General features: G+C 70.3%; 14 protein-coding genes. 4 read left to right on the top strand and 10 right to left on the bottom strand.

What is annotated here, in order from left to right:
• Positions 1 to 88: 88 nt before the first annotated feature.
• The 5 genes from ACFWGJ_RS29125 to ACFWGJ_RS29105 form a co-directional block, all read right to left on the bottom strand.
• The gene (locus tag ACFWGJ_RS29125; RefSeq protein ID WP_387330457.1) at positions 89 to 1210 is read right to left on the bottom strand and encodes a CDP-alcohol phosphatidyltransferase family protein; all 1122 of its coding nucleotides are present in this window, start codon (positions 1208 to 1210) and stop codon (positions 89 to 91) included.
• Positions 1211 to 1488: 278 nt separating this feature from the next.
• The gene (gene mgt, locus ACFWGJ_RS29120; RefSeq protein WP_387330454.1) at positions 1489 to 2709 is read right to left on the bottom strand and encodes a macrolide-inactivating glycosyltransferase; all 1221 of its coding nucleotides are present in this window, start codon (positions 2707 to 2709) and stop codon (positions 1489 to 1491) included.
• A gap of 263 nt (positions 2710 to 2972) precedes the next feature.
• Positions 2973 to 4289 carry an ABC transporter substrate-binding protein gene (locus ACFWGJ_RS29115; RefSeq protein ID WP_387330452.1) on the bottom strand — a complete coding sequence of 439 codons (1317 nt, stop codon included), beginning with the start codon at positions 4287 to 4289 and terminating at the stop codon, positions 2973 to 2975.
• Positions 4289 to 5122 carry a carbohydrate ABC transporter permease gene (locus ACFWGJ_RS29110; RefSeq protein ID WP_387330450.1) on the bottom strand — a complete coding sequence of 278 codons (834 nt, stop codon included), beginning with the start codon at positions 5120 to 5122 and terminating at the stop codon, positions 4289 to 4291. The genes ACFWGJ_RS29115 and ACFWGJ_RS29110 overlap by 1 nt, the downstream gene beginning before the upstream one ends.
• The gene (locus ACFWGJ_RS29105; protein WP_387330448.1) at positions 5119 to 6054 is read right to left on the bottom strand and encodes a carbohydrate ABC transporter permease; all 936 of its coding nucleotides are present in this window, start codon (positions 6052 to 6054) and stop codon (positions 5119 to 5121) included. The genes ACFWGJ_RS29110 and ACFWGJ_RS29105 overlap by 4 nt, the downstream gene beginning before the upstream one ends.
• A 273-nt stretch (positions 6055 to 6327) precedes the next feature.
• Between ACFWGJ_RS29105 and ACFWGJ_RS29100 the strand changes: the two genes are divergently transcribed.
• Positions 6328 to 7203 (top strand): phosphotransferase enzyme family protein, encoded by an 876-nt coding sequence (locus ACFWGJ_RS29100; protein WP_387330446.1) that lies wholly within the window; start codon positions 6328 to 6330, stop codon positions 7201 to 7203.
• Between the two features lie 207 nt (positions 7204 to 7410).
• Here ACFWGJ_RS29100 and ACFWGJ_RS29095 read toward each other — a convergent pair whose 3' ends face one another.
• Positions 7411 to 8313 carry a LysR family transcriptional regulator gene (locus ACFWGJ_RS29095; RefSeq protein WP_387330444.1) on the bottom strand — a complete coding sequence of 301 codons (903 nt, stop codon included), beginning with the start codon at positions 8311 to 8313 and terminating at the stop codon, positions 7411 to 7413.
• A 122-nt stretch (positions 8314 to 8435) separates the two neighbouring features.
• Here ACFWGJ_RS29095 and ACFWGJ_RS29090 point away from each other — a divergent pair, with 122 nt between their 5' ends.
• Together ACFWGJ_RS29090 and ACFWGJ_RS29085 are read left to right on the top strand one after the other, a co-directional pair.
• Positions 8436 to 9473 carry a DMT family transporter gene (locus ACFWGJ_RS29090; RefSeq protein WP_387330442.1) on the top strand — a complete coding sequence of 346 codons (1038 nt, stop codon included), beginning with the start codon at positions 8436 to 8438 and terminating at the stop codon, positions 9471 to 9473.
• Entirely contained in the window at positions 9434 to 9940 is a 507-nt protein-coding gene (locus tag ACFWGJ_RS29085) for a YbaK/EbsC family protein (RefSeq protein WP_387330440.1), read from the top strand. The genes ACFWGJ_RS29090 and ACFWGJ_RS29085 overlap by 40 nt, the downstream gene beginning before the upstream one ends.
• Positions 9941 to 9947: 7 nt before the next feature.
• Here the strand turns inward: ACFWGJ_RS29085 and ACFWGJ_RS29080 are convergent, their stop codons facing one another.
• The 4 genes from ACFWGJ_RS29080 to ACFWGJ_RS29065 all read right to left on the bottom strand — a co-directional run bounded on the left by ACFWGJ_RS29080 (position 9948) and on the right by ACFWGJ_RS29065 (position 14416).
• Positions 9948 to 10670, bottom strand: coding sequence for a 3'-5' exonuclease (locus tag ACFWGJ_RS29080; protein WP_387330437.1), 723 nt, complete (start codon positions 10668 to 10670; stop codon positions 9948 to 9950).
• Between the two features lie 165 nt (positions 10671 to 10835).
• Positions 10836 to 12068, bottom strand: a complete 1233-nt coding sequence (locus ACFWGJ_RS29075; protein ID WP_387330436.1) for an SAV2148 family HEPN domain-containing protein — start codon at positions 12066 to 12068, stop codon at positions 10836 to 10838.
• A gap of 102 nt (positions 12069 to 12170) precedes the next feature.
• The gene (locus ACFWGJ_RS29070) at positions 12171 to 13496 is read right to left on the bottom strand and encodes a copper amine oxidase (RefSeq protein WP_387330434.1); all 1326 of its coding nucleotides are present in this window, start codon (positions 13494 to 13496) and stop codon (positions 12171 to 12173) included.
• 101 nt (positions 13497 to 13597) lie between these two features.
• On the bottom strand, positions 13598 to 14416 hold the full coding sequence (locus ACFWGJ_RS29065) for a Tat pathway signal sequence domain protein (protein ID WP_387330431.1): 819 nt from the start codon (positions 14414 to 14416) through the stop codon (positions 13598 to 13600).
• Between the two features lie 179 nt (positions 14417 to 14595).
• Here ACFWGJ_RS29065 and glgX point away from each other — a divergent pair, with 179 nt between their 5' ends.
• The gene (gene glgX, locus ACFWGJ_RS29060; RefSeq protein ID WP_387330428.1) at positions 14596 to 16704 is read left to right on the top strand and encodes a glycogen debranching protein GlgX; all 2109 of its coding nucleotides are present in this window, start codon (positions 14596 to 14598) and stop codon (positions 16702 to 16704) included.
• Positions 16705 to 16943 lie beyond the last annotated feature (239 nt).

The raw sequence follows: 16943 nt of genomic DNA, 5'->3' as shown, positions 1-16943 counted from the left end.
GGCCCCGCTGCCGTGCGCGGCGTGCCTGTGCGCGGTGTGCTGTGCGCGGTACGCCTTGTCGTGGTCCGACGGTCACGCGGTCCGACGGTCAGGCCGCGGTGGGGACCTCTTCGCGCTCGAAGGAGTCGATCGTGCGCGTGAAGTCGCGGGTGGAGAGCAGCAGCTTGTAGATGATGGCGAGCTCGAAGACGAGGAGCAGGGCACCGGAGACGATGGTCGCCTTGATGACCGAGTCGAACAGCGGACCCAGGATGAAGACGCCCATCTGGAACTCGATACCGCTCACCAGGTGCGTACGGATGCGGTGGCGCAGGAAGAAGGAACGCGCGCGGAGATAGACCGGGAAGCGGTGCCTGAACTCCTGGTGCAGGTCGATCACCCGGGCCGGAGCCTTGGCCGGCGCCTCGGACTCGGCTCCGGCCTCGTCCTCGACCGCCTCAGCCGAAGCCGAGATCGAAACCGGAGCCGCAGCCGCTGCCGCGGTCGTCGCCGTGTGCTCGCGCTCCGCGAAGGCGGCGACTTCGGGGCTCTCAGCGATCTCCGCGACCTCCGCGGCCTCCGCGACGCCCCCCGGCGTCACGGTGGCCGTGGCCGCCTGGCGGATGTCCTGCTCGATGTCCGCCTCGGGGTTGTTGCGCAGCAGGTCCTCCATGAAGGCGAGCTCCGCGGAGTTCTCCGCGCGGCGGGCCGCCCGCACCCTGGCCTTGATCTGCTTGCGCATGGTGTGGCGGATCTTGAAGATCTCCAGGCCGTTGATGTAGCGCAGCGTGTCGAGGAAGACGACCGCGGCGGCCAGCCAGATGTAGATCGTCTCGCCGGTGCGGTCGTACTGCCCCGCCATCAGCGCGACGCCGCACACCGCCACCCGGATGCGGTCGAAGACGAAGTCCAGCCAGGCGCCGAAAACCGAGCCCTGCCCGGTGAGGCGGGCCACCTTCCCGTCCATGCAGTCGAGGATGAAGCTCAGGTGGTAGACGAACGCGCCGGCGATCAGCCACCGCCAGTCACCGAACGCGAAGAACGCCGCCGAGACCAGACCGAGCAGGAACGCGCCCCAGGTGATCTGGTTCGGGGTGATCCGCGTGTACTTCGCGGTCAACCGCACCAGCGGGGTGGCGACCGGGTCGACGAGCAGCACGGTCCACCAGGCGTCCCGCTTCTTCTCGGTGATGCGGCGCACCTCTGCGAGGGGCGGTATGTCACGGCGCATAGGTCAACTTCCCAAAGTTCGTATCGAGTTCACCTCACGCTAAGAAGGTGTTCGATCAAAGAACAAGAAGTAGCCCGTGCAACCTTCTGCGGGGGTCAGGGGTCGAACTCAGCAACCGGATCCATGACCCGACAGCAAGAGCCCTGCGTTACCCGAGCGTTATCTAATGACCTTCCCGTTATCCAAAGTGCGCCATGGCTTCACCAATTCCATGGAACCGTGACCCGGGGGAATTCCGGGTTCGCTGAGGGTCACCTGAGCAGGCGTTCTACGTCCTGTCAGGCTTCGTCGTGCCCTTTGGGAATTTCCGCTTCGATCAAATCCGCGGCGCGCGAAGTTCCTCCTTCGGCCGCCATCTCGGCCTGGATCACCTTGAGTTTCCGTGCCACTTCCGGATCGTCGGCGATCGCCAGTACGGCTTCGCGCAGCGTGTCGGCGGTGACCTCTTCCATGGGCAGATGGCGGGCCACTCCGAGCGCCTGCAGCACGTCCGCGTTGCCGAACTGGTCGACGGCCTGCGGTACGCAGACCATGGGCGTGGCGGTCGCCATCCCCTCCTGGCTGCCACCCGCTCCGGCGTGCGTGACGAAGACGTCGGCCTGCTTGAGGATCGCGAGCTGCGGGACCCAGTCGCGGACCTCCACGTTCGCCGGGATCTCGCCGAGTTCGGCCGGGTCGACGTGCTTGCCGATCTGGAGCACCAGGTGCCAGCCCGGCAGGGCGCCGAACGCCTTCGCGCACGCGCGGTAGAAGGCGGGCTGCTTGGTGAAGGCGGACCCCAGGGACACGAGGGCGACGCGCTCGGCGCCGTCGGGCCGCCGCCACTCGCCCTGGGCGGCGCGGTCGCCCTGGCAGGCGCCGACGAAGGTGTACACGGACTCGTCGACCCGGTCGGCGTTCGGCTGGAGCACCTTCGGGATGAGAACGAGGGAACGGGCGGGCCGACCGCTGAAGGAATCGGGGTCCAGACCGACCCCGTTCTCGTCCAGCCAGGCCTGGAAGCGGGCGTAGTAGGCCTGCCCCCGCTCGGTCTTCCTCGGCTCCGCCCACATGGGCTCGGCGACCTCCTCCTCGTACCCCTCCCAGGCGACGAGGTTCGGTGAGAGAGAGACGGCGGGGACGCCCCAGCGGTGGGCGAGGACGCGGGCCGGGTACGAGGTGATGTCGTGGATCACGAGGTCCGGCTCGTCGCCCTCGTACGCCTCGATGAGCTGCGGAAGCGCCTGGATCGCGTCCGCGAGGAAGGGTTCCACGTTGTCCAGGAGCGTGCTTCCCCAGGCGCTGGGGTCGTCGTCGGGCGACGGCAGGGTCGAGGTCCAGAGCTTCGGCTCGGCGCCGGCCTCCGCGACCTTCTCGGCGAAGACGGGCGGAATCGCGTACGTCACCCGATGCCCCCGGGCGACAAGCTCCCGGATCACTTCAAGACTCGGATTCACATGCCCGTGAGCGGCGACGGAGAACATGGCGATGTGGGCGGGGGCGGTACGGGGGATATTCATACCCCGACCCTAAACAAGACGAGACGTCTCGTGCAATCTAATTACCCGCCGACCCTTCGGGGGCACGCGCACCAGGAAGCCGGGCCGCCGGCTTTCAAGGGGCGCGGGGAACTGCGCGACAAGCCCCCACCGGACCCGCACCCGACGAACCCGCCGCACCACCCGCTTTTCAGGGGCGCGGGGAACTGCGCGACCAGCCACGACGGACCCGCACCCGACACCCCACCGACCCGACCCCACCCCACCCCCGACCCAACCGCCCGTCACCTCTGATATCGCGCCAGAACCCGGTTCCCGTCCCCCACCAGCCGCCGCCGCAACTCCCCCATCCCGATGGCCCCGCTGTAGTACGACTGATAAGCAGGCGTAGCCACCTTGTCCTTCCACTCCGGATACCCCCGCACGGACTGCGCGGGAGCGGACCGCAGCTGCCCGGCGACCGCCGCCCCCACGGCCCACCCGTCCTTCTCACCCCGCAGCGCCGGATCCCGCAACGCCTCCGTCCCCGTCGGCAGCATCCAGTCCCCGAGCGCGAGCCGCACCATGTTCCGCGGCCGGAGCAGGAAGTCGATGAAGGCCGCGGCCTCCTTCTTGTGCGGGCTGTCCTCGGCGACGGACAGCGTCTGCGGACTGACCCCCTGGGTGAGCCCGTCGGCACCGGCGGGCGCGGGCAGCACCTGCCAGTCGAACCCCTTCGGCGCCTGCTGCACGATCTGCTGCCGGTAGGAGAACCCGAGCGGAACCATCGCGTACTTGCCGCCGAAGAACCCGGGCAGGGTGTCGGAACCGCCACTGCCGAGCGTCGAACCGGACGCGCTTTCGTCGACGTTGACCTGGTCGTGAATGGTCCGCGGCACGACCTCGTCGCCCTCCTCGAACCGGATCCTCACCTTGCCGTCGGCCCCGCGGTGGAAGAGCTGCCCGCCGGTCGACAACGACAGGTTGAGGGTCGCCGAGACAGGCTCCTTGAGCGGCCAGGCCACCCCGTACTTCCCCTCCCCGGTGCTCAGCCGGTCGGTGATCCTCCTGAACTCGTCCCAGCTCCAGGGTTTCTCGGGCGTCGGGATCCGTACCCCCGACTCCTTGAGCCACGTGGCGTTGGCGATCAGGACGCGCGGCTCCTGGAGGAACGGCACACCGTAGATCCCGTCCCCGAACGTCGTCGTCTCCCAGCTCCGTGAGGGGATGTCGGAAGTGAGCCGCTCGGACAGCAGCCCGCGCAGGTCCGCGAGATACCCGCCGTACGCGAAGTCCGCGAGGTCGTCCGAGGCGTCGTGGATGATGTCCGGCGCCTCGCCGCCCTCGAAGGACGTGAGCAGCTGGTCGTGGACGCTGTCCCAGGAGCCCTGTACGTACTCGACCTCGACGTCCGGATGCGCGGCGTTCCACTCCCGCACCAGTTCCTTGTTGGCGTCGACGGACTCCTTCTGCCAGGCCAGCGACTGGAAGCGCAGGGTGATCCGCCCGTCCTCGGAGCCGCCCCCGTCGCCGGAACAGCCGGAGCCCGCGACGAGCACCAGCCCCGCTGCGAGCGCGGCGATCCACCTCGTACGCGATCCCGTACGCCGTCCGGTGCGCATCAGCTCTTCACCGCCCCGGCCAGCATGCCGCCCGTGATCCGTTTCTGGATGAGCGCGAAGACGACCAGCGACGGGATGGTCGCCAGGAACGCGGCGGCGGCGAGCGGGCCGAGGTCCGCCACGCCCTCCGCGCCGAGGAAGTGGGTGAGGACGACGGGCAAGGTCTGTTTCTCCGGGGTCTTGAGCAGCACCAGGGCGAAGAAGAACTCGTTCCACGCGGTGATGAACGCGAACAGGGCCGTGGCCACGATGCCCGGCGCGAGGAGCGGCGCGGTGATCGAGACCAGGGTGCGCACCTTGCCCGCGCCGTCCACCGCGGCGGCCTCCTCCATCTCGGCCGGCACCGCCCGTACGTACCCCACGAGCATCCAGAGCGCGAACGGCAGGGCCCACACCACGTAGACCATGACAAGACCGGCCACCGAGTTGATCAGGTGCAGGTTCTTCAGGACGAGGAACAGCGGAATGATCACCAGGACGAACGGGAAGGCCTGGCTGACGACCACCCAGCCGGTGGCCGCTTTCGCCAGCCGGGTGCGGTGCCGGGCCATGACGTACGCCATCGGGGTGGCGATCAGTACGGCGATCACGGCCGCGCCGAGCGCCGCGACCAGGGAGTTCAAGGCGGCCCGCAGCAGCGGCTGTTCGTCGAAGGCCTGCCGGAAGTTGTCGAGCGTCGGATCCTGGGGCAGCCAGGTCGGATGCAGACTGGCCAGCTCACGCGCCGGCTTGAAAGCCGTGGAGACCAGCCACAGGAACGGGAAGGCGAGGAAGACCAGATACGCGAGGAGCGCCGCGTACTGGCCGGCGCGGGCCCTTCTGCTCGTCCTCACGCGTCCTCGCCTCCCCGCAGCCGGCCGACCAGGTGGATGGCGAGGATCACCGAGATCACCGCGACCATCACGCATCCCATCGCCGCCGCGTAGCCGAACTGGCCGTAACGGAAGGCCTCTTCGTAGGCGAACAGCATCGGCAGCCGGGTACGGCCGCCGGGACCGCCCTGGGTCAGCACGTAGACCAGGGCGAACGAGTTGAAGTTCCAGATGAAGTTGAGCGCCGTGATGGCGAGCGCGACCGGTTTCAGCGCGGGCCAGGTGACCGTGCGAAACCGCCGCCAGGCGCCCGCGCCGTCCATGGCCGCCGCCTCGTGGAGTTCGCGCGGGGTGTTCTGCAGTCCGGCGAGCAGGGCGACCGTCGTCTGGGGCATGCCGGCCCAGATCCCGACGACGATCACCGCGGGCAGCGCGGTCGCGAGGTTCGACAGCCAGTCCCGGCCGTCGCCCAGGCCCAGATCGCGGAGCGTCTCGTTGAGGATGCCCGCGTCCGGGTTGTAGACGAGCCGCCACATGATGCCGACCACGACCTCGGGCATCGCCCACGGGATGATCGCGAGCGCCCGCGCCAGCCAGCGCAGCCGCAGCTCCTCGTTGAGCAGCAGGGCGAGCCCCAGCGCGAGGACGAACTGCGGGACGGTCACACCGACCGCCCACACCAGGCCGATCCGGAACGACTCCCAGAACAGGGTGTCGTGCAGCAGATCCTGGAAGTTGAGGGCGCCGATCCACTGCGTGGGCTCGGTCCGGCCCGACTGCGCGTCGGTGAACGCCAGCGCGATGCCGTACAGGAGCGGGCCGACGCTGAGCACCAGGATCGGGATCAGCGCGGGCAGCACCAGGAACCAGGCGCCGTGGTCGACGGGGCGGCCCGGCCCGCCGGCCCGCGGTGAGGGCTTCGCTGACCGCTTCCTCGCGGTCGCCAATGTCACGGAATCGGCTCCTCTGAACGGTTCGTGCGGATCTGGCCGTCCCGGTGGCCCCCGTCATCGTCGTGATCCGGCGACACGGCGTCAAGACAGCACGCGCGCCCGGCCCGCGGCCCCCACCAGTGCGGATGGGGCACCGGGCGGCGTACGGCGTGCTGTCGTGTCCACGGCCCGGGGCAGAATGGCGGGCGACCACGTGAACGGGAACCGAGCGGGAACTGCGGGAGCCGAGGGTCGGGCCGGGGGCTCGGCCGAAGGCTTCACGGAAGGCGAGTGATGGACGAGGCACAGGCGCGGCACGTACTCGCCGAGGCGCGTATCGGCCCGGCCGGGCCCGGGCGCGACGGCCGGGACGCGGTGCTGCTCGCGCTGGGCGAGAACGCCGTCTTCGCCCTCGGCGACCTGGTGGTCAAGGTGGGCCGCGACACCGAACTCCTCGACCGGGCGCGGCGGGAGCTGGCCGTCGCGCTCTGGCTCGCCGAGGCGGGCGTCCCGGCGGTGCGGCCCGCCGAGCCCGAGGCGCGGTTCGTCGACGGTCACCCGGTGACGCTGTGGCACCGGCTGTCCGACCCCGTCCGCCCGGCCGAACCGCGGGATCTGGCCGCCCTGCTGCGGGTGGTGCACGGGCTGCCCGCTCCCGCGTTCGCGCTGCCGCGCCGTGAGCTGCTGGGCGGGGTGGAACGGTGGCTGCGGCTCGCGGGGGACGTGATCGATCCGGCGGACGCGGCGTTCCTGCGGGAGCGGCGGGACGGGTTCGCGACGGCCGCGGCGGCGCTCACGCCGTCGTTGCCGCCGGGGCCGATCCACGGGGACGCGCTGCCCCGCAACGTGCATGTCGGGCCCGACGGGCCTGTGCTGGTCGACCTGGAGACGTTCTCCGCGGACCTGCGGGAGCACGACCTGGTCGTCCTGGCGCTGTCCCGCGACCGGTACGGGCTGTCCGCCGAGGCGTACGAGTCGTTCACGGCGACGTACGGGTGGGATGTACGGGAGTGGGAGGGGTGTGCCGTGTTGCGCGGGGCGCGGGAGACCGCGAGCTGTGCGTGGGTCGCGCAGCATGCGCCGAGCAATCCTCGGGCGCTCGCGGAGTTCGAGCGGCGGGTGGCTTCCCTGCGGGACGGCGACGAAACGGTCCGCTGGTACCCCTTCTAGGCGCTCCGCGGCCTGCCCCGTATGTCACCTGCGGGTGCGTCGTGGCTGGTCGCGCAGTTCCCCGCGCCCCCAAGACCACACCTGCGGGTTCGGTGGGGGTTGGCCGCGCAGTTCCCCGCGCCCCTCAAAAGCGGGGCTGAGCCCCGGCTTTTGCCCCGTTAGGGGCGCGGGGAACTGCGCAGTCTTTTGTCTTGAGGGGCGGGGCCCTCAGCCCTGGGTGCGGATCGTGTCGGCCGCCCGGTGCAGCTCCGTGAGAACCGTGCGTACCGCCTTGCGGGCCGTGCGTTCGGGGCGGTGGAGCGCGTCGATCTGGCGGCGGGCCCGGACGCCGGTGAGGGGCCTGAGGACCAGGGCCGGATGCGGGCGCATCGTCCAGCGGGGCATCAGCGCGAGGCCCCCGCCCGCGGCGACCGCCTCGGCGACCACCGCGAACTCGTTGATGCGGTGGACCAGCCGCAGCCGGCGCCCCGCGGCCGTCGCGATCGCGTCGATGGTGGCCACCACCGGGAAGCCGTCGTGCGCGGTGATCCAGGGCTCGTCGGCCACGTCGAGCGGGGTGAGCCGCCGCTTGACCGCCAGCGGATGGCCGGCGGGCATGGCCACGTCGAGCGGTTCGCGCAGCAGGGTCGTGGCGGTGACCGTGCCCGGCCAGCCCGGCGTGTGTTCGAGGCGGTGGGCGAGCACCAGGTCGTACTCCCGGGTCAGCGGCGGGAAGTCGTCCTGCGTCACGTCCGCGTCGGCGAGGGAGAGGCGGGGTCCGCCGGGTGCGGCCAGCCCCCGCAGCAGCAGCGGGAAGAACGCCGAGGCCCCGCTGTGGAAGGCCGCCACCGACACCTCGCCGTCCGGCCGGCCGACGAACTCCTCGACGGTGTGCCGGGCACGCTCCAGCGCCGTCTCCACCTCGATCGCCGCACCGGCCAGGGCCTGCCCGGCGTCCGTGAGGGCCAGCCGCCGCCCCTGGCGCTCGGTGAGCGGTACGGGAATCGCACGCTGCAGCAGCCGCAGTTGCTGCGAGATCGCCGAGGGCGTCACCAGCAGCGCCTCGGCGACCGCCGTGACACTGCCCAGTTCGCCCAGCTCGCGCAGAATCCTCAGCTGTCGTTCGTCCATGGCCCCAGCCCTCCTCGGCTCTCGCCGCCCTTTTCCGGCCCTCCCTCCGATGTAGTGATGCTAAAGGATCGTTTTAGAAGTTGGCTCTGGGCTTCAGTGTCCTGGCAGGGCAGGGTGAGCGCGTGCCCGATGCCCGCCGTACCGATGCGGTACTCCTCCTTGTCGCGCTCGTCTGGGGCTCCAGCTATCTGGCCGCCCAGACCGCGACCGCCGTACTGCCCGTCCTGGTGGTGCTGTTCGCGCGGTACGCCCTGTCCGCCCTCGCCTGTCTGGGCCTGGTCGCCGCCGACCGGAAGTCGGGCCCGTGGACCCGCGACGAGATCCGGCTCGGGCTGCCCCTGGGCGTCACCCAGGCGGCCGTCCTGGTGGTGGAGACGTACGGCGTCGCGCACACCAGTGCCGCCAACGCGGGACTCATCATCAGCCTGACCATCGTGATCACCCCTCTCCTGGACCGCACCGGCCGCAGCGGCGGTCTCCCGCCGGCCTTCTACGCCGCCGCAGGCGTCTGTCTGCTGGCCGTCGGCCTCCTCATGTCGGGCAACGGTTTCCACGCGCCCCGGCTCGGCGACCTGCTGATGCTCGCCGCCGCCGTGATTCGCGCCGGCCATGTCGCGCTCGTCGGCCGGCTCGCCGTGGGCCGGGCCGTCCGACCGCTGCGGCTGACCACCGTGCAGACCCTCGTCGGCACCGTGCTGTTCCTGATCCCCGCGTCCGGCGACCTGCCCGCCCTCGTGCACGTCGGCGCGGTGGGCTGGGCCCAGCTGCTCTATCTCGCCCTGTTCTGCAGTGTGTTCGCCTTCCTCGCCCAGACCTGGGCCGTCCAGCGCACCTCGGCCAGCCGGGCCAGTCTCCTTCTCGGTACCGAGCCGATCTGGGCCGCGGCGGTGGGAATCGCCCTGGCCGGCGACCACTTCACCCCCCTCACGGGCATGGGCGCGACCCTCCTGGTCGCCGGAACCTACTGGGGCCAGGCGATAGAACGCGCCCACCGGGCCCGCCCGGCGAAGGCCGCGGCACCATGGGCCCGGTCAGGGGCGCGGGGAACTGCGCGCCCGGCCACAGCGGACCCGCACGTCACGACCATCCCCGCCCCGTCAGCGATCGCAGAGGACCCCGCATGTCCGAGCACGGCCACCACGACACCTACGACCGTCTGATCACCCTGCTGGACAGCTCCTCCGTCGACTACCAGCTCATCGACCACGAGCCGGAAGGCAACACCGAGGCGGTCAGCGCCCTGCGCGGCAACCCGGAGTCCGCGGCGGCGAAGTGCATCGTCCTGCGGGTCAAGGTCGACCGGAAGACCACCCGCAACGTCCTCGCCGTCGTCCCCGGTGACCGCCGCGTGGACCTGGACGCGGTCAAGGCGCTCTACTCGGCCCGCTACGCCGGTTTCAGCGACGCGGCCACCGCGGAACGGCTCGCCCGCTCCGTGCCCGGTACCGTCCTGCCGTTCAGCTTCGACGCGGACCTCGAAGTCGTCGCCGACCCGGACGTCGTATCCCAGCCGCGTCTCTACTTCAACGCGGCCCGCCTGGACCGCTCCCTCGTCGTCTCCGGCGCCGACTACGAGCGGCTCGCCGCACCGCGCGTCGAACGCATCGCCGGCCCCGCCGCCGGCTGACCCCGGCTCAGACGTGTAGGTCCGTCAGGTCGCGGACGGGCCAGACACCGTCCACCACGGCCTCCGCGTCCCCCTTGCGGCGCAGGAAGCTCTGGAAGTCCGCCGCCCACTGCGCATACCACTCGATCTGGCGGCGGTGCAGCTCCGCCGGGCCGAGCGTGGCCACCTTCGGGTGGCGGACGGCTATCGCGGTGGCCAGCCGGGCCGCGGCCAGGGCGTCCGCCGTGGCGTCGTGGGCGGATTCCAGCGAGACGCCGTACTCCGCGCAGACCGCTTCGAGGTTCCGCTTGCCGCGGCGGTAACGGTCCACCGAGCGGTCGATCGTGTAGGGGTCGATGACCGGCCCCGGGTCGGTCCCGCCGAGCCGCTCGCGCAGTGACGGCAGGCCGTATCTGCGCAGTTCGGCGGAGAGCAGGGTCAGGTCGAAGGCCGCGTTGTACGCCACGACCGGGACGCCCGTCTGCCAGTACGAGACGAGCACCGAGGCGATCGCGTCGGCCACCTGGTCGGCCGGCCTGCCCTCGGCCGCCGCCCTTTCGTTGCTGATGCCGTGCACCGCGACCGCGTCCGCGGGGATCTCGACCCCCGGGTCGGCCAGCCACTCACGGCGTCCGGCGGGCTCCCCGCCGCGGACCTCTATCACCGCTCCGGTGACGATGCGCGCCTCGCGCGGATCGGTCCCGGTCGTCTCCAGGTCGAAGCCGATCAGCAGCTCCCCGTGCCAAGCCATGCCGGCCCCCTTCTTCGTGGTGCGTTCCCCCAGTGATCTCCACGATGCCATGGGCCACTGACAATCCGAGGACCGCGTTCCGCTTACCGGCCGCCGCACCACCCGCCACCAGGTCACCGGCCGCCACGTCACCCGCCACCGGGCCAACCGAAGGAACGGGACCGGTCAGGACACAGGCCGCGAATCCGCCCAGGCCACCTCGAACTCCTCGCGATACGTCCCGAAAAGCCCTTCTTCGCCTGCCTCGTCCGGCTTCAGTACCCGGCCGCCGCCCCGCAGGACGAGTACGGGCGCCTCCATCCCGCGGGTGCGGCGCAGATACGACTGCACGACCGCCACACCGTCCGAGCCGTCCCCGTCCACGAGGTAGGCCGTGAAGCGGGGCGTCTCGTCGTAGACCTGGATCTCGAAGGCGCCGGGATCGCGCAGCCGGGCCCGCACCCGGCGCATGTGCAGGATGTTCATCTCCACGGAACGGCTCAACTCGCCGCGCTTTATCCCCAGTTCGCGCTCGCGGCGCTTGACCGCGCTGGACGCGGGGTTCAGGAACAGCAGCCGGGTCCGGCAGCCGGACTCGGCCAGCCGCACGAGCCGCCGCCCCGAGAAGTTCTGCACGAGGAGGTTCAGGCCGATCCCGATCGCGTCGAGACGCCGGGAGCCGCCGAAGAGGTCCTCCGCGGGGAACTGCCGCAGCAGCCGCACCCGGTCCGAGTGCACGGCGACCACGTCGGCGTACCGGTCGCCGACCAGGTTCTCGACGGCGTCGACGGGCAGCCGGCGGGCGGACGGCACGTCGCTGCCCGCGCCGAGGATCTCCAGGAGTTTCGCGGACGCCCGCTCGGCCTGGGCGAGGACGGCCTCGGACAGGGCGCGGTTGCGCGAGACGACGTTACGGGTGACTTCCAGTTCGTCCAGGGCGAGTTCGACGTCCCGGCGCTCGTCGAAGTACGGCTCGAAGCACGGCCAGTGCTGCACCATCAGCTCGCGCAGCTGCGGCAGCGTCAGGAAGCTCAGGACGTTGTCGTCGGCGGGGTCGAGCAGGTAGCCCTTGCGGCGGCTGACCTCGCGTACGGCGACGGCGCGCTGGACCCATTCCTGGCCGGCGGGTCCGGCGGCGGCGACCACCCAGTCGTCGTCGCCGTGCACGGGCTCGTAGATCGGGCGCAGAACGGCGGCCACGACCGCGCGCAGCCGCTGTTCGACGAGGTTCAGCCAGATGTAGGCCCGCCCGGCCCGCTGCGCGCGGGTGCGCACCTCACGCCAGGCGTCGGCGCCCCAGTCCAGCTCCGCGCCGATCTCCATCGGCCGGGCGAGGGACACCGCTCCCGGTGGGGCATCTGCGGAGCTCCCCTCGTGACCGCCGTCACCAGGGGGCAGCTCCAGCCCTCCGGACCCCACCCGCACACCGCCTTCCGCTCCCCCGAGCACTCCCCCAGCCAACGATCAAGGAAGGGTACTCCGGGAGCGGTCGGCGGTGCAGCCGGATGGACAGGTCGTTTCTCAACTACCGCGTTCCACTTGCCCGTTCTGGTCGGCCAGCTCCGGCGGAGTGAGCGGATTCATAGCGGTGACGTCCCGCGGGGCCAGCGAGAAGCCCTGCCAGTGGACCGGCATGGGCTGCTGGTCCTCGTCCCGGGCGACATGGTGGAAGCCGACGTTCACCCAGGCCACGGGGTGGGTGAGGGTCTGTCCGTTGACCCACTTGTCGACGGACTTACCGCCTCCGGTACCGCAGTTGCGGATGTTGTTGCTGGCGAACTGTTCGCACTTCTTGTACTCGGTGAAGTAGATGTCGTGCTTGGTGAAGCTGCGCCCCGGGTACTTGGAGGTGGCGCCCGGGACGAACTCGTACGAACGGGCGTGTTCGTCCTTGTTCTTTCCGGCCGTGCTGACCACGCGCCACCAGCGCATGTTCTTGGCGTCGCCCGCGAGTTCCTTGGTGACCTTGGTGCGGGTGGTCTTGTTGCGCGGGGCCTCGCCGCCCGCGGCCGGCGGGCTGACCACGGAGTCGTACTGCTCGATCTTGTTCTTGGAGCTGCCGTCGAGGCCGAAGTTGAGCCGCCAGAAGACGTTGTGGCTGTGGCTGGTGGCGTACGACTTGGCGCCCTTGCCTATCGGCCAGCCGCGGCCGTCACCGGCGTCGTAGTCGGCGGGCGAGAGGCTGCCGGTGGCGCCGACGTTCATGTTGATCGTGCCGTCGTCCTGGAAGCGCCACTCGGTCATGTACTCGTACCAGCCGACCTGGTTGACCGTGTAGACGAGCAGGTCCTTGCCCTGCTCCTGCCAGACCTTGCCCGCCGTGTCGCCCTGCATGCGGTAGGCGTGGCCGCGCGAACGGGTCGTGGTGCACAGGCCCTTGACGTTCGGGTGCTCCGGGTCCCAGGCGTCCGGGACCTTGACGGTCTTGATGGTGCCGCCCGGGCACTCTCCGGGGGCCATCTCCATCAGGCCCTGTCCGAAGCCGAAGCCGGTGAGGTCGTCGTACTCGACCGAGCCGTCGTCGTAGGGGACGTGGATCTGGGCGAGCTTGGCGCTGGTGAGGACCCGTATCGGCTTGGTCTCGCCCTTGGGCTGGTACGAGACGTTCTCCAGGACGAGCCCGGCCTCGCTCTCGTAGTGCCAGCACATCGTCCAGGTGGTGCCGGTGGAGAGCTTCTGCTCGATCTTGTACGCCGCGCTGCAGTCGGCGGCGGCAGCGGCCGCGGGGGCGGTCCGCGTCTGGGCGACGGCCGGTCCCGCGGCCGTCGTGACGCCGGCGGTCAGGGCGACCGCGGAGAGGCCGACCGCCGTCCGCCTGCGGGCGCGGCTGATTCTGTTCACGCGCATGAAGAAATGACTCCCTTGCACAAGCAGGAAAGTGGGAAAGGTGAAGTGAGATCGACGAAGTCGACTGTCTCGACGGAGGGGGGCCGGTGGACCGGGAAGACTCAGCCGACCTTGGCGACCTTGCGGGCGCTCAGGTCGACCACCAGGTCACGGCTGTCGATCCAGGACCCGTTCTTGACCTTCACGAAGAGCCGCGTGCAGCGGTGCTTGCCGCAGTCCGCGACGGAGGCAGGCGTTCCGGGGACCGCCCGGAAGATCATGCCGTTGAGCATCAGCTGGTCGGGAGTGGTCAGCTTCTTGCCGGTCGCGTCCTTGTAGTCGGCCCTCAGTCCGGCGCCCAGCGGGTCGGCGATCAGCAGGCGCGCGGCCTCGACGGTCTCGTCGCGGCTGAGCGGCGGCTGGACGCCGTGCTGGGTGTCGGTCGACTCGACCTTGCCGGTGTCGAGGTTCACCGTCCTGGTGACGAGCGAGTCGTCCTTGTAGTCGTAGAACGACACCTCGGCGCGGCGCGGCGCGTTCGGGTCGTCCAGTTCGCTCGCCTCGGGCTCGGAGAGGTCGACGGTGATCCGCTGCGGCCCCTGGTCGCCCTCGACGTTCTCGCTGCTGCGCGAGAGCCCGCGGTCCAGGGCGAGCTTCTCGACCCGCTCGGTCTCGTCGTCGGTGAGCGGGTCGCGCCCCTTGCCCCGGTCGCCCTCGGCCGGAGCCTGCTCGACGACACCCGGCTGCACGGCGCCCTGCCCCTGGCCCTGCCCCTGTGCCTGACCCGCCGTCTGCGCGGTCCGCCCCGTCCCCTGGCCACCGGTGTCGTCCGCACCCGCCGAGCCCGGCAGGGTGATGCCGACCATCACGGCGGTCCCGGCGACCGCTATGGCCGCGCCCGCCACCACCTTGCCCAGATGGCGGTGCACTATTGTGCGCACATTTCCCCCTACTCCCCCTGTATCTCTAGGAGTCGATCGAGTCCCACTGGTTCGGCATACCGCGTATGCACTGGTCGACCGGTAAGAGGGAGGTAAGTCCTAGGTGGTTCCATCAGTTTCGGGGACACTCGGGCGGGAGTCGCCCTCTGCGACGTCGCACAACTGGAAGAGTTGCATCCATGCAGGTCTGGCCTGGACAGGCGTACCCACTCGGTGCCACGTACGACGGCGCCGGAACGAATTTCGCGGTCTTCTCGGAGGCCGCGGACCGGATCGAGCTGTGTCTGCTGCACGACGACGGCTCGGAAACGGCGATAGAGCTGCGCGAGACCGACGCGTTCGTCCGGCACGCTTACCTGCCCGGCGTGATGCCGGGACAGCGGTACGGCTTTCGCGTGCACGGTCCGTACGCGCCGGAGCGGGGGCAGCGCTGCAACTCCGCGAAGTTGCTGCTCGACCCCTACGCGAAGGCCATAAGCGGCAGCATCGACTGGGGCGAGGAGGTGTACGGCTATCACTTCGGGTCGCCCGGTAAACGCAACGACCTGGACTCGGCGCCCCACACGATGAGCTCCGTGGTCGTCAACCCCTACTTCGACTGGGGCGACGACCGCCTCCCGCGCACCGAGTACCACCACACGGTGCTCTACGAGGCCCATGTGAAGGGTCTGACGATGCTGCATCCGGGGCTTCCGGACGAGCTGCGCGGCACGTACGCGGCGCTCGCCCACCCGGCCATCATCGAACACCTGACCGAACTGGGGGTCACGGCGCTCGAACTGATGCCCGTTCACCAGTTCGTGAACGACCACCGTCTGGTCGACATGGGCCTCAACAACTACTGGGGCTACAACACGATCGGTTTCTTCGCCCCCCACAACGCGTACGCGTCCTGGGGTGACCGCGGACAGCAGGTCCTGGAGTTCAAGTCGGCCGTCCGCGCACTGCACGAGGCGGGTATCGAGGTCATCCTCGACGTGGTCTACAACCACACCGCCGAGGGCAACCACCTGGGCCCGACCCTGTCCTTCAAGGGCCTCGACAACGCCTCGTACTACCGCCTCACCGACGACCCCACCTACTACATGGACACCACGGGCACGGGGAACTCCCTGCTCATGCGGTCCCCGCACGTGCTCCAGCTGATCATGGACTCGCTGCGGTACTGGGTCACCGAGATGCACGTCGACGGGTTCCGCTTCGACCTCGCGGCGACCCTGGCGCGGCAGTTCCACGAGGTGGACCGGCTGTCGTCGTTCTTCGACCTGGTCCAGCAGGACCCGGTGGTCTCCCAGGTGAAGCTGATCGCCGAGCCCTGGGACGTCGGCGAGGGCGGCTACCAGGTGGGCAACTTCCCGCCCCTGTGGACCGAGTGGAACGGAAAGTACCGCGACACCGTACGGGACATGTGGCGCGGCGAGCCGCAGACGCTCGCCGAGTTCGCGTCCCGGCTGACCGGGTCCTCGGACCTCTACCAGGACGACGGACGGCGTCCGCTGGCCTCCATCAACTTCGTCACCTGCCACGACGGCTTCACGATGCACGACCTGGTGTCGTACAACGAGAAGCACAACGACGCGAACGGCGAGGACAACAACGACGGCGAGAGCCACAACCGCTCGTGGAACTGTGGGGCCGAGGGCGACACCGACGACCCGGACGTCCTGGAACTGCGCGGGCGCCAGATGCGCAACTTCACCGCCACGCTGCTGCTCTCGCAGGGCGTGCCGATGCTCAGCCACGGCGACGAGTTCGCGCGCACGCAGCACGGCAACAACAACGCGTACTGCCAGGACACCGAGCTGTCCTGGGTGCCGTGGCCCGAGGACGGCAGCGAGCTGCTGGAGTTCACGCGCGCGATGGTGCGGCTGCGGCGCGAGCATCCGGTGTTCCGGCGGCGCCGGTTCTTCCACGGGCGGCCGGTCGAGGGCACCCATGACGACCTGTCGGACATCGCCTGGTTCACGCCGGCCGGTGAGGAGATGACGCAGGACGACTGGGACTCCACGCAGGCGCGGGCGCTGTCGGTGTTCCTCAACGGGAACGCGATCTCCGAGCCGGGGCCGCGGGGGGAGCGCATCAGCGACGACTCGTTCCTGATGCTGTTCAACGCCTCGCCGAAGACGCTGGAGTTCGTGGTGCCGGTGAATCATGGGCGGCAGTGGCAGGTGGTCGTGGACACGGGCCGGTCCGCGGGGGTTGCGCCCGGGACCGGGGCGAAGGTGAAGGCGGGCGACCGGTTGTCGCTGGTCGACCGCAGCATGGTGGTCTTGCAGCGACCGGCGTAGCGCTCCGCGGGGTGCGCGCCGTTTCCAGGTGCGGGCCCGGTGGGGGCTGGCCGCGCAGTTCCCCGCGCCCCTGAAAGTCCGGGCCGAGCGCCGCGTTCCCCTGCGGCTACAAGCCAAAAGACTGCGCAGTTCCCCGCGCCCCTGGGGAGGCGGGCTGGGCGTCGCGTTGCCCGTGCGGCTACAAGCCGAAAGATTGCGCCGTTCCCCGCGCCCCCATTCAGGCTGTCTCTTATACACAT

Origin of the sequence: Streptomyces sp. NPDC060205, assembly GCF_042728395.1 — a bacterium.
In the GTDB taxonomy this organism is placed as follows: domain Bacteria; phylum Actinomycetota; class Actinomycetes; order Streptomycetales; family Streptomycetaceae; genus Streptomyces.
This window is presented reverse-complemented; position numbering and strand designations above follow the sequence as displayed.

Excerpts from the sequence above, each read along its gene's own strand:
- ACFWGJ_RS29125 (WP_387330457.1), bottom strand. The coding sequence starts at position 1,210 with ATGCGCCGTGACATACCGCCCCTCGCAGAGGTGCGCCGCATCACCGAG.
- ACFWGJ_RS29115 (WP_387330452.1), bottom strand. The coding sequence starts at position 4,289 with ATGCGCACCGGACGGCGTACGGGATCGCGTACGAGGTGGATCGCCGCG.
- ACFWGJ_RS29100 (WP_387330446.1), top strand. The coding sequence starts at position 6,328 with ATGGACGAGGCACAGGCGCGGCACGTACTCGCCGAGGCGCGTATCGGC.
- glgX (WP_387330428.1), top strand. The coding sequence starts at position 14,596 with ATGCAGGTCTGGCCTGGACAGGCGTACCCACTCGGTGCCACGTACGAC.
- ACFWGJ_RS29095 (WP_387330444.1), bottom strand. The coding sequence starts at position 8,313 with ATGGACGAACGACAGCTGAGGATTCTGCGCGAGCTGGGCGAACTGGGC.
- ACFWGJ_RS29070 (WP_387330434.1), bottom strand. The coding sequence starts at position 13,496 with ATGCGCGTGAACAGAATCAGCCGCGCCCGCAGGCGGACGGCGGTCGGC.
- ACFWGJ_RS29085 (WP_387330440.1), top strand. The coding sequence starts at position 9,434 with ATGTCCGAGCACGGCCACCACGACACCTACGACCGTCTGATCACCCTG.
- ACFWGJ_RS29080 (WP_387330437.1), bottom strand. The coding sequence starts at position 10,670 with ATGGCTTGGCACGGGGAGCTGCTGATCGGCTTCGACCTGGAGACGACC.
- mgt (WP_387330454.1), bottom strand. The coding sequence starts at position 2,709 with ATGAATATCCCCCGTACCGCCCCCGCCCACATCGCCATGTTCTCCGTC.